Source organism: Enterobacteriaceae bacterium ESL0689 (assembly GCA_029433525.1).
Taxonomy (GTDB): domain Bacteria; phylum Pseudomonadota; class Gammaproteobacteria; order Enterobacterales; family Enterobacteriaceae; genus JAQTIF01.
Map to the genome: position 1 here is coordinate 129,862 of JAQTIF010000002.1, position 14,825 is coordinate 144,686.

Here is a 14,825-nt window from a genome sequence, read left to right on the forward strand (position 1 = left end):
GTAATAATGATAATACTGGCAACGTCAGGAAATCGTCTTGTCATCACACAAATTTCCCTGTTGCCAGGATTACACCTATAATGCGAGAGACTTCGGCCTGGCTGCTTTCGATAAATGGACGAAGGCCATATGATTTTGACACACGCACAACATTAAAATGAAGATGAAATTAACCACACTCATAGCAGCAGCCTTCTCTCTTGCAGGCTTTTGCAATTCGGCTTCTGCCGTCACTTATTCATTACCCGCCGATGGTAGCAGGCTGGTAGGTCAGAATCAGGTGATCATGGTGCCTGATAATAATCGACAACCCCTGGAGTATTTCGCAGCAAAATATCAGATGGGTTTATCTAATATGCTGGAAGCGAATCCCGGCATAGACACCTATCTGCCCAAAGGCGGTACGGTGCTGACGATCCCGCAGCAACTGATCCTACCCGATACGGTGCATGAAGGGATCGTCATCAATAGCGCGGAGATGCGCCTTTACTACTACCCAAAAGAGAGCAATACCGTGATCGTGCTGCCGATTGGCATTGGTCAGCTCGGTAAAGATACCCCGGTTAACTGGGTCACCCGGGTAGAACGTAAAAAAGCCGGTCCGACATGGACACCGACGGCCAAAATGCACGCAGAGTATATCGCGGAAGGAAACCCCTTACCGGCAGTCGTTCCGGCCGGGCCTGACAATCCAATGGGGCTTTATGCCCTCTATATTGGTCGTTTATATGCTATTCATGGCACCAACGCTAACTTCGGTATCGGCTTGCGCGTCAGCCACGGTTGCGTGCGCCTGCGCAGTGAAGATATCAAATATCTGTTCGACAACGTTCCGGTTGATACCCGCGTCGAATTTATCGATGAGCCGGTAAAAGCCACCACAGAACCGGATGGCAGCCTTTATCTTGAAGTGCATAATCCACTCTCCACAACACAGCAGCAATTTCAGGGAAACGAAATCGTACCGATCCGATTAACCAAAGCCATTCAGTCCGTGATCGATAAAGCGGACGCGAATCAGCAGATTGTTGATCAGGTTATCCAGGGTCGATCCGGTATACCGGTACGCCTGAACGGCTTCTGAGGATCATCAGGAAAAAAGGCGAGTGCCACCTCGCCTTCTGACCTTTAGCCGCAGTATTGCAACAGGAGATAGCCTGATACGGCAGCCCACAGCAATAGCGGTAATGAATAAAGATGAAAGCGCCACCAGATATGGCGGTCAGCTGCCATACGTAGCGCAATCAGATTAGCCAGTGAGCCGCTAAACAGCCCAAAACCACCGATATTCACCGCCCATGCCAGCGATGGCGAAGGGGGCACCGCATGGAGCAGCAGGATCGTCGCTGGCACATTACTGATAAACTGTGACATACCAATGGCTGTCAGCCACAATTTGATCGCAGAAAAATGACCAATACGCTCTAATAGCGGATAAAACAGCGGTAGCTGGGTTAACATATGGACATCGACAAACATGGCCATAAACACCAGTAGTAGCGACCAGTCAACGCGAAGAAAGACTGCACGAGCCAGCAGCAAAAAGCCGCCAGCCAGTAGTAACAGTCCCCATAAACCCTGTTTCATCTCCAGCATCGTCAGAAAAATCAGGTATAACACCAGACAGACCGCGATAAGTCGTGGTTGCGAGGCAAGACACTTAGTATCTTGCTGAAAACGCAGGGGAGTTGCTGAAAAACAACATCCGCAAAGCAGCAACAGGGTCAGGATTATGGTGATAGCCAGCGGTAACATCTGCTCACTAAAAGCCAAAAACGATAGCCCTGAGCGCCCCCACAACAGAATATTTTGCGGATTTCCGATCGGCGTTAATAAAGAGCCGCTGTTCACCGCCAGCGCTTCAAAAATAATTAACCGATTGATCGGGATCGCACACCACTTTTTCAGTGTCTGGGTTAAGGGAATGACGATAAACAGCGCGACATCATTGGTTAAAAATGTTGCCAGCAATGACGCCGTCAGAACCATAAAAACAGCCAGTTGTCGTTCAGTCGCAAAACGCTGTGCCATTTTACGACCGAGGGCATCAAAATAGCCGCTCAGCTCAATCCCTTTTGTCAGTAGCAGCAAGCCGCTGAGGGTGATGATCGTGTGCCAGTCAATGGCAGCAAACCAGCGCTGAGGGATGAACGGTATAAAAAAGCTTAAAATACAGGCTATCGCCAGCAAAAAATGCAATAACCGATCCCCCTTCAGCGACTGAACAAGCGAGGCGATCATTTTTCCTGTGACTCATACTGCAACGTAAAGTGCTGAAAAGCTGCCAGTGTTTCTTCACTGACATGGTGTTCCATGCCTTCGGCGTCACAACGTGCAACCTCTGGTGTAATCCCCAATACCCGTAAAAACTTTTCGACAATCTGATGCCGCTCACGAGTCTGATGCGCTAACTGCTCTCCCTCTGGGGTTAAAAACACACCCCGCCACGGGATCTGCTCAATCAATCCGACTTGTACCAGCCGTTTCATCATTTTAGCCACGGTAGGTTGAGACACTCCCAGCCGTGCCGCCATATCGACCTGACGCGCCTCTCCGGTTTCACGGATCAAGTCGGCAATCAGCTCAACGTAATCATCGATCAACTCCCGGCGATGCGCCTCTCGCACCTGACGAAAACCTTCAACATGCTCTTCAACATTAACAAGTTGCATCGCGTTTGTTGTTATTACTTTATTTGCGCGCTGATTCATATGCTTCCTCATATTCGTAACGCATGATGCGTTATCAACAAAGATCTTCATTGTAAATGATTCGACTCTGAGCACAAAAAAATACCGTTTTTACCATAGCGCTCAGATATAGCATGTGCTATATCTAAAGATATACCGTGGTACTTCAGGGAAAGAAGGGGGAACACAATGAATGAATTAAAGAGGTGCTTACGTATGTTTACTCACTCGCCTTTTAAAAACCGCTTAATGTTAATTAACATGTTGTACAACATCATGCAGGGTAAGCATCGCCCGGATACCCCCCATAACTGAATATGGGTCATCATTTCACAGACTGATGATATTTTTCACAATCTTGTTACTGTTTTATGAGCACTTCACAAAGTCCGCTATCAGGGCGTCGTTTTATCTGTTAGCCGAAATAGTTTTGATAGCTTCAGCGATGAGATAAAGAGATAGGCGGAAAAATGACAGGCAAAACAGCCCTGATGAGCCCGCTACTGACTTTTTTCATATCTGACCGATAAAATAAAACCATATCCGGCGCTACACCGAACATGGTTTTATCTGTCTTTATCAGAAACTATAACCGATACCAGTCATCCAGGTACCGACATCAACACTACGGATACGTGATTGCTCATAAGAAACATCCAGCGCAATATCTTCATACACATTAAATTGCAGACCGGCACCATAAGAGAAACCATAATCGCTTGTGCTGTGTTTATACGGGAAATCTGTCTGCTGGAATTTACCGTGACCAACCCCCACGACACCGTAAATACTTGCCCAGTCAGTGAAACGATAAACGGGCCCTGCGGTGAGGCCAAAGTACTGACCTTTATGATAAACGTCAGATTGAGTTTGATCTTTTTCAGTGTAAGTAAAGGAACCGATGATTCCTAGCGGCATGTCGTTTTGTTCATAGCGATATTTCAGGTTAAAACCACTTGCCTTATTAATTACACCCTGGGCATCGCTCTGTGCATAACCACCAGAAACAGTAGAAGTTGCAGCGAAAGCGGTCGTCCCCATAACTGCAGCCATAACGATAGCGGATGTTGAAAAACGTGCAATTTTATTCATAACCACCTCAAATGTGTTTCTATTAAATCCTGACTCTTAGTTGTATCAGAAATTGCAGAAAACTCTTTTTACTTACCGTGTCTGACACCCCTTTTCATGTAACCAAAAATTTCCACTCTCCGGTAAGCCACCGCATAACCATCATTTTTTAACATAAAATGACTGATTAATAGTGTATATATAACCTAACCTATTCTGATTACAGAAAAATATCGACACAGCGACCAGGGTGCGTGATGAAAACTAACGCACATGCCACCTGAAGTATGACAGGTATATCCGGATAATTCCTGAAAACCAGGGAATTTTTCGCTGTGTCTGTTGTCAGACTATGCCCCTCGCCACCTTTTTTTCAACAATCCATAAGCGATTACAGGGTAATTCAATTAAACTTGACTCCATCTGGCAATTTTCTGACAGGAGATACAATGCCCGGCTCGTCCTCTAATATGCCATCCTGGCTACCCGTCGTTGTTATTTTGATTGCTATGATTTCAATTCAAAGCGGCGCATCACTGGCGAAATCACTGTTTCCCTTAGTCGGCGCACCCGGCGTGACAGCTTTACGCCTGGGATTGGGGACCTTGATTCTGATCGTCATTTTTAAGCCCTGGCGACTGCGTTTTACGCGCGCACAACAGCTACCGCTACTCTGTTACGGGCTGTCACTGGGCGCAATGAACTATCTTTTTTATTTAGCATTGCAACGCATCCCGCTTGGCATTGCAGTTTCTCTGGAGTTTACCGGGCCCCTGGTCGTTGCCTTTTTTGGTGCCAGACGGCCACTTGATTTTATCTGGGTGATCCTCGCCGTCAGCGGACTCTGGTTTCTGTTACCGCTGAGACAACATATTAATCAGATCGATCCGGCGGGTGCGCTGCTGGCGCTCAGTGCTGGCGCCTGTTGGGCCATTTATATCGTGGCCGGAAAACGCGCCGGGCAAAATCATGGCCCGGCAACCGTGGCCGTAGGTTCACTGATTGCGGCGCTGGTTTTCGTTCCGCTGGGCGCACTACAGGCCACTGATACGCTATTTCAGTGGTCATTATTGCCGCTGGGGCTGGCGATTGCGGTGCTCTCTACCGCACTTCCCTACTCATTAGAAATGATCGCACTGACCCGAATACCGGGTAAAACATTCGGCATTCTGATGAGTATAGAGCCGGTCGTGGCCGCATTATCAGGAATGATATTCCTGAATGAAAGACTCACTTTAGCGCAAACACTGGCACTCGGCGCCATTACACTCGCCTCAATGGGGGCTACGCTGACAACCAGAAAGGTCAGTAAAATTAAAAAAATTAAATTGCCAAAACAGAATCGCGGCTAAGAGCCTGATCGGCCTGGCTCTAACGCCTTTATTTGTTCTGCATGATTCTCTGCGTCATGCAGAACAGCAGATCACTCGTACCGGTTTTTCTGATCGATATTTATCCGCAGCTTATTTTCTATCACATCAATCGAAGCAACCGCCCCCCTTTTCCCGCTCAATGGCTATACTCAATTTCATCCGGCAACCCATCTATTATTGCCATTACCCTGCCAGCGACCTGAATGGCAAGGAAAATAGCCTGATGGGTCAGGTTCTTAATATCCACAGGAGATGAAACCATGAGTACAGCAAGGCTGGTAAAACCGAAAACGTCTGATCTGCTTTACACCCGTAACGATGTGACAGAGCATGATAAGAAAGTCTCTATCGAACTACTGAATCAGCAGGTTATCCAGTTTATCGATCTCTCACTGATCACCAAGCAAGCGCACTGGAATATGCGTGGCGACAATTTTATTGCTGTCCACGAGATGCTGGATGGATTCCGCACCACGATCAATGAACATGTCGATATCATGGCCGAACGTGCGGTACAACTCGGTGGAACGGCGTTAGGTACGGTTCAGGTGGTTAATAATAAAACCCCTTTGCCCGGTTATCCGCTGGATATTCACAACGTGCAGGATCACCTGAAAGAGCTGGCGGAACGCTACGCGACCGTGGCCAATAATGTGCGTCATGCTATCGATCAAGCGAAAGATGCCGATACCGTCGATATCTTTACTGTCGCTTCCCGTGACCTCGATAAATTCCTCTGGTTTATCGAAGCCAATATTGTCTCATAACGTTAACCGGCAGACCGCAGCGGCACACTCTGCCGTTGTCACAAGCGGCCAGTCAGCCGTTAATCGATAGTCTGCAGCGTATTTTTCTGCAGACTGCTCGCTCACGCCAGAATGCATTATCTGTATACTGACAATAAGCCGCAATAACCGGCAATTCCTGCATGTGCTGATCATCCTTCTCCCTGATTGATTGCCCCTTCGGGACTACGCTGTCACTTTTTGTCAATATCTGCTTATTTCCCCCTCAAGACCCACCTTCAGATGCCGATATTATTTAAATTATGGACAACCCAGTCATACAGGAAGGACTGGAGTAAAAGTCAGGCTGTTTTTTTGCTTTGCGGACCATCGCTAACTCCTTGACTAAAATGCGATTAACGGAATAGCGCTTTGGTTTTTTATTTACATATCTATGCAGAGGTTTATATGTCCCTGTTCCCATCGCGTATATCCGGCAAATTAACCGTAGGAGGCATTTTACTGTTGCTGATCACCACCATCGTGATTGTGATCATCATGTTATGGCGCGGTCAGCCCCGTGTCGTTGAGGCCAGTAGTGCCTTGATCAAAGAGACCGGCTCCTCGATGATCAACCGAATGAATTTGCATCTGGCAAAAGTAGAAGGCAAAACCATCAGTCTGGCTCGTCTGGCAGAGTCACTGCCCAACAATGAAGCGTTATATAAGCAAGTCACACCACAACTGATAGATAGTCTGGGGGACAACGAAATCGCTGGGGGCGGTATCTGGCCGGAACCCAATGCCTTTACCTCTGGCGTAGCACGGCGCAGCTTCTTTTGGGCGCGTAATAGCAGCAATAATCTGGTCTTTTCCGATGAATACAATGCGGAAAATACGGCCGATTACCACAAAGAAAGCTGGTATCTGAGCGCCAAAGGCAAGACAGTAAGCAAATGTATATGGTCGGACGTTTACCAGGACCCGGTGTCTCATATCGATATGGTCACCTGTAGCATCCCTTATCAGCAGTCCGGTCAGTTCGCCGGGGTCGCGACAATAGATGTCCAGCTGGATAATATCGCCACCTTCATGCAACAACATGGCGGCGATACGGGTGGTTATACCTTTGTGGTTGATCACCAGGGAAAATTATTGTATTTCCCCGGTGTTAATAATCATATAATCCCCACTTTCGCCGAACTGGTAAAACAAGCTGAGTGGCTGAAACCGGTCGCCGACCTGCTGAATTCGGCCAATATAAATAGCGATGACATCCCAGAAGTGTCTCTGCCTGACGACCAGCAGTTGCGTACCGAGTCCCGTGTAATGCTGTTTCACATTCCGGAAACGGGCTGGACAATGGGCCTGGTCACCCCGGAAGAACAGATCACTGGGCTGGCTAAAACCATGATGTGGGATGTCCTTGGCTTTCTGTTACCCATCATGCTGGTACTGCTCTGGCTCTCCAGTTTCTTCGTTCGTCACTTAATTAGCCGCCTGAACGATACACGCCTCGCGCTGCATGATATTGCACAAGGCGAAGGCGATTTAACCCGCCGACTTAATGCCGGGGGCAACGACGAAATTTCCGCTATCGCTGAAGCATTCAATCTGTTTGCAGATAAAATCGTGACGGTACTGGTTGCCGTGCGCACCAGCAGCACCAATGTCGCCGGTAATGCCGTCGGCCTGGCGGAAAGCAATATTGAGCTTTCCAGCCGCGTAAAACAGCAATCCAGCGCGCTGGAACAGAGCGCGGCCGCAATGGAACAACTTAACGCTACCGTGAAGCAGAACTCCAGTAATACTAAACTGGCAGATGAGCTGGCTGAACAAACCATGCAGGTGGCCAATGGCAGTGGTGATGTGATGCAGGAAGTAATAACCACAATGGATGAAATTAACTCATCATCCGGCAAAATGGGCGAAATCATCGGCGTTATTGACAGTATTGCATTCCAGACCAATATTCTGGCGCTCAACGCCGCCGTAGAAGCCGCGCGTGCCGGGGAAGCAGGACGCGGCTTTGCAGTGGTCGCCTCAGAAGTACGCGTTCTGGCACAGCGCAGTGCCACAGCGGCACATGAAATCAAAACGTTAATCGATGCCTCGGTATCCGGGGTGAGGGATGGCAGTCAGCGGGTTCGTAACGCCGGTGGTCAGCTGAGTCAACTGGTTGACAATGTACATCGGGTACGCCAGGTGATGGGCGAAATCCGCACTGCCGGTGAAGAACAGAGTAAGGGCTTATCTGAGATCACCCACGCCGTGACCAATATGGACGGCACCGTACAACAGAATGCCGGATTGATTGATGAAGCGACCACGCGGACTCAGGCACTGCGGGAAGAGGCGGAACACCTGGCAGAACTGGTCGCCTCATTCCGCTTACCCGAATCGCGGAATACCGTCTCATCAACGTTGCGCAGCACCACAAAACTTTAATGTCGTCACGAATGACATAAAGTCACTGTTTTCTGGCCCAGTCAATCGAGTGGGCCAGAAAAACAGGAAAGAAACGCTTCGTGCTATTGAGCCGGTACAGGCGACCACTAGCGTGGTAACGGACGGCGACGTTTGGTTTCATCCATAAAGGTCCAGGCGATAAAACGACTCTGTTTGTTCCCCTGGGCCATCTCTTTTTTCACCACTTTCAGCGCCCCCACCTTGCTCAGCATACGATAGAGCAGGGGTAAATTATCGCCGCGTGATACCAGCGAAGTAAACCACTTCACCTGACGGGAAAACTGCTGACTCTCTGTAATCATCTGGCTAATAAACGCCACCTCCCCGCCTGCGCACCACAACTCCTGCGGCTGACCACCAAAGTTCAGTCCCCTGGCCTCCTCCAGCCCCAGATTGCGCCGTTTACGTTCTCCACTCATCTGCGCACTGGCGGCGGAGTCATAAAACGGTGGATTACACAATGTGGCATCATAAAACTCATTCTTATGAATCACGCCATTAAAAATCGCGTCGTTTTTTTTCTGATGACGCAGACGAATTTTGCTGGCTAATCCAGGATTGCCCTGAATAATCGCCTGGGCGCTGGCAAACGCTTGTCGGTTAATTTCACTGCCGGTAAAACGCCAGCCATACTCCCGGACACCAATCAGCGGATAGATTAAATTCGCCCCGGAGCCAATATCAAGCAAGGTAGCGTTATCAGGAACTTTACCGCTATCCAGCGCCAGCAAATCAGACAGGTGGTGAATATAGTCTGCCCGTCCTGGCACCGGAGGGCACAGAAAACCATCGGGAATATCCCAGTTTTCGACGCCATAAAAGCAGGCCAGCAGGGCTTTATTCAGCATTTTCACCGCCAGCGGATCAGCAAAATCGATCGACTGCTCCCCGGCAGGATTAAGCACGATAAAACGCTGAAGAGCCGGGATTTTCTGGCACAGCGCGGGAAAATCATAACGTTGATGATGATGGTTACGCGGATGTAACCCTGGCTTGCGCACGTTCATGGCAATCTCCTGTTAATAGCCGCGTCAATGATTTTGGTCGCGTTATTGTTTCGCGCCTGTTTAGCCATACGCCGCCACAGCCTCCATGCCTTGTGCCAGCGAAGCCACTCTCCCTGTCGCTAACAGGCAGCACGCTAACTGTATTTGCAGCGATAATGGCAGCGCTTGATCTCCGGCGAGACAGCGTTCCGTCCAGCGTGCGGTGACCTGAGGATCTATCGATTCCGGCAGTATCAGCGCATTTTCCGTGGCGACGCTGGTATACAATGTCTGTACCGCCTGCCCTTCTGCCAGATGGATTGACGGACAACGTTGCGGGCGCGCATAGACTTCCCCTTCACTTCCCTGGAGGATTAACGCCCGACCACCGCCAGTAAAAAAACTGGCTATTTTATTGCTATATTGCGGATGAGACACGCTGGTCAGCCGCAATGCTGCGGCTTCGTCAAACGGTGTTGCCAGCTTCGCCAGCACATGCGCACTGTTACGCACCCCCATGTGCCAGCGCAACGCCAGCTGTTTTGCCAGCGGTGGACAGAAAGTGCTTACCGGAATATACACCAGCCCCTGTTTATCCAACTGTGGCTGTATCTGCACGGGTTGCCGCATCATAGGTATCCCCAGCGAGGCAAAAATGGTTTCTGTCAGCACCCGGTCGGGATCATCACTCACGCCATGCACCACCACCGGAAAACCCAGTTTATGCAGCATCATCGCCAGTAATGGGGTCAGATTCGCCTGTTTACGCGCACCATTATAACTGGGGATCACAATCGGCATCGGCTTATTGGCTGGCGGTTTCAGTGATACCACATGTTGCTGCATCGCCCGATAGAATCCGCGCAACTCCGCCACCTCTTCGCCCTTGATACGCAAGGCGATTAAAATGGCGCCCAGTTCCATATCAGGCACGTCGCCTTGCAGGATCCGTGAATAAAGCGCATAAGCTGTCTGTTCATCAAGAGGACGCGCCTGATTTCTGCCTCGTCCCATCTGTTTTATTATTTTGCCATAATCCATGACCCACTCCTGTTCACATCATTCGCGTGGTACGGTTAACGCCGGGAACGGCGGCGCTGTTGGGTTTTGCTTTTTACCATGACCTCGGGGAGCGCGGGCTGCTCTATTGGGAAAACAGGTAATGCCGCCAGCAACTGTTTACCATAACTTTTTGTTAACAGTCGTCGGTCATAAATCACCACTTCGCCCCGGCACAGGTGACTACGAATCAGACGTCCGACTTGCTGGATCAGCGTGAAAGAGGCATCTGGCAGGCTCTGTACGGCAAACGGTTGACGATGCAGACTTTTTAACCATTCGCTTTCGGTCATCACCACCGGGCTGTCGATCGGGGGAAAGGCGATTTTATGAATATGCACCTGGGTCAGTAAATCCCCCTTTAAATCGAGGCCCTCCGCAAAGGATTGCAATCCGACCAGCACACTGGATTCATCGTTTTCTATCCTTTTACGATGCAGCTCGACCAGCCGGTAACGGGGCTGATCCCCCTGGACTAACAGCAGTAAACGCAAATCACTGACATAATCCAGAAAACGCTGCATCGCTCGCCCACTGGCGAACAGGACTAACATGCCACGGTGCTGTTGACTGATGACCTGCTGACGAAAATAAGAGGCCATTTCGGCAATATGCTGTTCTTCGTTATCGATCCGCGGCTCATAATGCATCTGTGGAATAATAATTTTCCCCTGAAGCGCATGATTAAACGGGGAGTCGAGGACAACAAATCGATCGCCAGCCTGTTCACTCAGGCCGCTGATCTCCTGCAGGCGAGAAAAATGATTCAGTGAACGCAGCGTCGCCGAGGTGACCACAATATGCGGTACATTCTGCCATAAGAGTTTTTCCAGCTGCCCACTCACGCGGATGCCGACGCAGTGAAATTGAGTATGCACCTGGCCTTCACGCCGCTCACAGGTGACCCATTTACTGACCGGCGCCCCGGATGACTGCGTCAGCGATGCCAGCCGCCACAGCTTACTCTGGTTCTCTAACATCGCCAGCGCACGGTTCATTTGCAGTAACATTCGATGCAGACGTACTGCATCCTGACGGCCGTTTTTTTCTCCCAGATCATCCAGTAACCGTTCTGCCAGCCCACGTAGTTTGTCGCTCAATTTCGCCAGCCGTTGACAGAACATGATGATCTCCTGCGGTAATACGCCCAGTGGAAAACGATACTCTGCCACTTGATCGGCAGGCAGATACACACTGAGTCGGGTGTTCAGCGACAGGATCAGATCATACAGCTCTTCACAATGTGCCGTCAGTCGCTCAGGTTGCGCCAGGGGTGGCGTACTGGCGGCAGGGAATTGTGCCAGACAACTTGCCACCAGTTTACTGAACAGATCTAACTGCAGGCGATACCATGATGTCGTTATTTCTGCGCTCATCTCCAGCGCATCACGGGCGACATCCGGCAAATGATGTCCTTCATCCACGATCAGCAATATATCTTTAGCTTCCGGCAGTACCGACCCACTCTCCATCGCCGCCATCACTAAGGCATGATTCGTCACGACGACTTCTGCTTCCTGGATTTCGCGCCGGGCAATAAAAAACGGACATTCGCGATAATAATAACAGTTGCGGTTCAGACAACTGGATTTATCCGTACTCAGACGCTGCCATAATCCGTCATCAATCACCTGATCATGATGATCCCGCAGACCGTCCCAGCGATGGCTATCAAGATCGCGCTTCAGAGTGGCGCATAACTGCTGTTCAGCGTGGCTCTTCGCCGTTAGATCGTCATCAAGAAATGCCAGCATCTCCTGTTGTTGCGGATCGCTGCTGGCCATCGCGGCCAGATTACGCGGACAAATATAGCGTCCGCGGCCAAACGCCGCCGTAAAACGGAGCTCCGGGATTATTTTCGCCAGCAACGGTAAATCTTTTTTGTCGATCTGATCCTGAAGCGCCACGTTCGCCGTACTGACCACCAGCGTTTTCTGCTGTTCACGAGCAATCGCAATACCGGGAATGAGATATGACAGGGTTTTCCCCACTCCGGTCGGCGCTTCCAGCACCAGATGGCGTCCTGCTTCTCCGGTCAGCGTTTTCGCGACTTCGGCAATCATCTGCCGCTGTGCAGCACGTGGGATAAAATCAGGGATCTGTGCCTGTAACATCTTATACCAGGCGATAATTTGTGTTCTTAGCGCAGGAGTCAAAGCCATAAAACAGACCTGGATACTGTATAAATAACCACTATTGTGTCACTTTTACTCGCCTGGTGGTATGTTTTTCAGTTATTCATCTGCCGCTCTGCGTCGGCGACGTGGTGACGGGCTATTCTGCTGCCATACGTTAGCCGTTCCTTCATGGCGACGTGGTGAGTTATTCGCTGAACGCCGCTGACTTGGGCTATTATTGCGACTTTGCCCCTGGTCACGGCGACCACGTTGCTGGCGGCCATTCTGAATCGGTTCGGCTTTAATGGTCGGATCAGGATCATAGCCCGCAAGCGCAATGCGTGGGATCTCTTTTCTCAGCAGCCGTTCAATATCCTGCAGCAATTTATGTTCATCCACGCAGACTAATGACAACGCTTCTCCTGTCGCGGCAGCGCGTCCGGTACGACCAATCCGGTGAACATAATCTTCTGGCACATTCGGTAATTCGTAATTCACCACATAGGGCAACTCTTCGATATCAAGGCCCCGCGCGGCAATATCGGTCGCCACCAGCACGCGAATATCACCAGATTTAAAATCAGCCAACGCCCGGGTACGCGCACCCTGGCTTTTATTCCCGTGGATGGCCGCGCTGCGAATACCATCTTTATTCAGTTGTTCAGCCAAATGGTTAGCGCCATGCTTGGTACGGGTAAAAACCAGCACTTGTTGCCAGTTACCTTCACCGATCATTTGCGATAACAGCTCACGTTTACGTTTTTTATCAACAAAATGAACATGCTGCGTGACCTGCTCTGAGGCGGTATTACGGCGCGCTACCGCCACCTCCAGCGGATCATGGAGGATCTTTTCTGCCAATGCTTTGATCTCATCAGAGAAGGTCGCAGAGAATAATAAGTTCTGCCGTCTGGCGGGCAGTTTTGCCAGCACCCGACGAATGTCATGGATAAATCCCATATCCAGCATACGATCCGCTTCATCCAGCACCAGAATTTCCACTTTGTCCAGACTCACCGCGTTCTGGTGCTCCAGATCCAACAAGCGGCCTGGGGTCGCCACCAGCACATCCACACCACTACGCAATTTCATCATCTGTGGATTGATGCTGACGCCACCAAAGACCACCAGCGAACGGATATTCAGATATTTACTGTAATTCTGCACGTTTTCGCCAATCTGCGCCGCCAGTTCACGGGTTGGTGTCAGGATCAGCGCCCTGACCGGACGACGCCCTTTCACTGCGGGTTCGCGCTGGATAAGATGTTGCAATAGCGGCAAAGTAAAGCCAGCAGTTTTACCAGTACCGGTCTGGGCACTGGCCATCAGATCACGTCCCTGTAATACTGCCGGAATCGCCTGTTGCTGAATAGGTGTGGGTTCCTGATAGCCTTGCTCAGCGATCGCCCGCAGAATATCAGCATTCAGACCAAGAAAATCAAAAGACATAGCAACTCCAGACCGCCCCGGCCGTTAGCGGCGTAGTTTCGGGGAGATGATTGTGTAAAGAGATAATGGCAAACCACAATGCCATAAAGCAGCGAAGTCTAGCAGATTTGTCATACTGCGCCTATCCGGATACGGTGATCACTATCGATACCGACCCGCGACAGACGATGCGGGTGGTCACCAGCGGGCGTATTACTCGCACCGCAGGGGCTGGCTGAATGTGTTTCTGATATGCCCAGACCAGCCAATTATTGATTCAGCGGGGTTGCGCAGAAACCGTGTTGACTTTTTTCTCCTTGATAAACAGCGACATTATCACCGGCCCGGTCAGTGTCACGAGTCCCACTATCGCCAGGAGCAGATGACTGTGTAGCACATGCGAAAGCAACCATAGCATGATCAGCATGACGGCAACATACCAGGCGGTGGTCAGTTCCTCAAGAAGATCAACCGTGTCACGCCAGCGTTCCCCATCACGATGAAATTGTAAAAACAGCATCGCCAGTAATGTAGCTACGTACAGAATGCATATTCCGAGGGCAACAGGCACCAGCGCACCACTCAGCCAGCCGATTATCAATACCGCTAATACCAGTAAGTGCAACACAATCTGCCCGCAACTGAGTCCCGTCGCAACATGTATACGCTGTTGCCAGCTCATGGTTTTTCTCCTGCAGAATTGCTATCTCTCATTCAGGGTATGACATTTTACGGAAAATTCCCGGTAAGCACATTTTTTTGTGGCCGGCGGAATGAGATAACCGCCACCAAAAAGTCACACGCTCAAAAAGATGAAGGCATCTGCTTTGGATGGTGGTCACTGAGTGGTCGATTTCCGGAAAACCGCGCGGGATCACTCAACGCGGTTTTTGCGAATAGACGCACT

Annotated in this window: 14 protein-coding genes and 1 pseudogene; 6 read left to right on the forward strand and 9 right to left on the reverse strand. The window is 50.1% G+C overall.

The annotated features are described in order from the left end of the window. The first annotated feature begins 157 nt into the window (after nt 1–157). The gene (gene ldtB, locus PT300_12305) at nt 158–1,084 is read left to right on the forward strand and encodes a L,D-transpeptidase (GenBank protein ID MDF7681326.1); all 927 of its coding nucleotides are present in this window, start codon (nt 158–160) and stop codon (nt 1,082–1,084) included. 44 nt (nt 1,085–1,128) lie between these two features. On the opposite strand, the gene PT300_12310 is transcribed toward ldtB, so the two are convergent. Further along, a complete protein-coding gene (locus tag PT300_12310) occupies nt 1,129–2,241 on the reverse strand; it encodes an SLC13 family permease (GenBank protein MDF7681327.1) in 1,113 nt (370 codons plus the stop codon). Further along, a complete protein-coding gene (gene mntR, locus PT300_12315; protein MDF7681328.1) occupies nt 2,238–2,711 on the reverse strand; it encodes a manganese-binding transcriptional regulator MntR in 474 nt (157 codons plus the stop codon). Before mntR ends, PT300_12310 begins: the two co-directional genes overlap by 4 nt. Nucleotides 2,712–2,879: 168 nt before the next feature. Between mntR and mntS the strand changes: the two genes are divergently transcribed. Continuing rightward, on the forward strand, nt 2,880–3,005 hold the full coding sequence (gene mntS, locus PT300_12320; GenBank protein ID MDF7681329.1) for a manganase accumulation protein MntS: 126 nt from the start codon (nt 2,880–2,882) through the stop codon (nt 3,003–3,005). Nucleotides 3,006–3,269: 264 nt separating this feature from the next. On the opposite strand, the gene ompX is transcribed toward mntS, so the two are convergent. Further along, nucleotides 3,270–3,782, reverse strand: a complete 513-nt coding sequence (gene ompX, locus PT300_12325; GenBank protein ID MDF7681330.1) for an outer membrane protein OmpX — start codon at nt 3,780–3,782, stop codon at nt 3,270–3,272. Between the two features lie 428 nt (nt 3,783–4,210). Between ompX and rhtA the strand changes: the two genes are divergently transcribed. Continuing rightward, nucleotides 4,211–5,113, forward strand: coding sequence for a threonine/homoserine exporter RhtA (rhtA, locus tag PT300_12330; GenBank protein MDF7681331.1), 903 nt, complete (start codon nt 4,211–4,213; stop codon nt 5,111–5,113). 157 nt (nt 5,114–5,270) lie between these two features. Here the strand turns inward: rhtA and PT300_12335 are convergent, their stop codons facing one another. Next, nucleotides 5,271–5,396, reverse strand: coding sequence for a hypothetical protein (locus PT300_12335; GenBank protein ID MDF7681332.1), 126 nt, complete (start codon nt 5,394–5,396; stop codon nt 5,271–5,273). Here PT300_12335 and dps point away from each other — a divergent pair. Then, nucleotides 5,395–5,901, forward strand: a complete 507-nt coding sequence (dps, locus tag PT300_12340; protein MDF7681333.1) for a DNA starvation/stationary phase protection protein Dps — start codon at nt 5,395–5,397, stop codon at nt 5,899–5,901. The two genes, PT300_12335 and dps, sit on opposite strands and share 2 nt — an antisense overlap. 426 nt (nt 5,902–6,327) lie before the next feature. Continuing rightward, nucleotides 6,328–8,307, forward strand: a complete 1,980-nt coding sequence (locus PT300_12345; protein MDF7681334.1) for a methyl-accepting chemotaxis protein — start codon at nt 6,328–6,330, stop codon at nt 8,305–8,307. A 107-nt stretch (nt 8,308–8,414) separates the two neighbouring features. Here the strand turns inward: PT300_12345 and rlmF are convergent, their stop codons facing one another. The 4 genes and pseudogenes from rlmF to rhlE form a co-directional block, all read right to left on the reverse strand. Further along, entirely contained in the window at nt 8,415–9,335 is a 921-nt protein-coding gene (gene rlmF, locus PT300_12350) for a 23S rRNA (adenine(1618)-N(6))-methyltransferase RlmF (protein ID MDF7681335.1), read from the reverse strand. A gap of 60 nt (nt 9,336–9,395) precedes the next feature. Then, the gene (gene ybiB / locus PT300_12355; protein ID MDF7681336.1) at nt 9,396–10,355 is read right to left on the reverse strand and encodes a DNA-binding protein YbiB; all 960 of its coding nucleotides are present in this window, start codon (nt 10,353–10,355) and stop codon (nt 9,396–9,398) included. Nucleotides 10,356–10,390: 35 nt separating this feature from the next. Then, nucleotides 10,391–12,535 (reverse strand): ATP-dependent DNA helicase DinG, encoded by a 2,145-nt coding sequence (dinG, locus tag PT300_12360; GenBank protein ID MDF7681337.1) that lies wholly within the window; start codon nt 12,533–12,535, stop codon nt 10,391–10,393. A gap of 102 nt (nt 12,536–12,637) precedes the next feature. Next, nucleotides 12,638–13,939, reverse strand: a pseudogene (gene rhlE / locus PT300_12365) (ATP-dependent RNA helicase RhlE). 65 nt (nt 13,940–14,004) lie between these two features. On the opposite strand from rhlE, the gene PT300_12370 reads away from it, so the two are divergent. Further along, nucleotides 14,005–14,157: a hypothetical protein gene (locus PT300_12370; protein MDF7681338.1), complete on the forward strand. Its 153-nt coding sequence runs from the start codon at nt 14,005–14,007 to the stop codon at nt 14,155–14,157. A 38-nt stretch (nt 14,158–14,195) separates the two neighbouring features. Here PT300_12370 and PT300_12375 read toward each other — a convergent pair whose 3' ends face one another. Beyond that, nucleotides 14,196–14,600, reverse strand: coding sequence for a YbhQ family protein (locus tag PT300_12375; protein ID MDF7681339.1), 405 nt, complete (start codon nt 14,598–14,600; stop codon nt 14,196–14,198). Nucleotides 14,601–14,825: the final 225 nt, after the last annotated feature.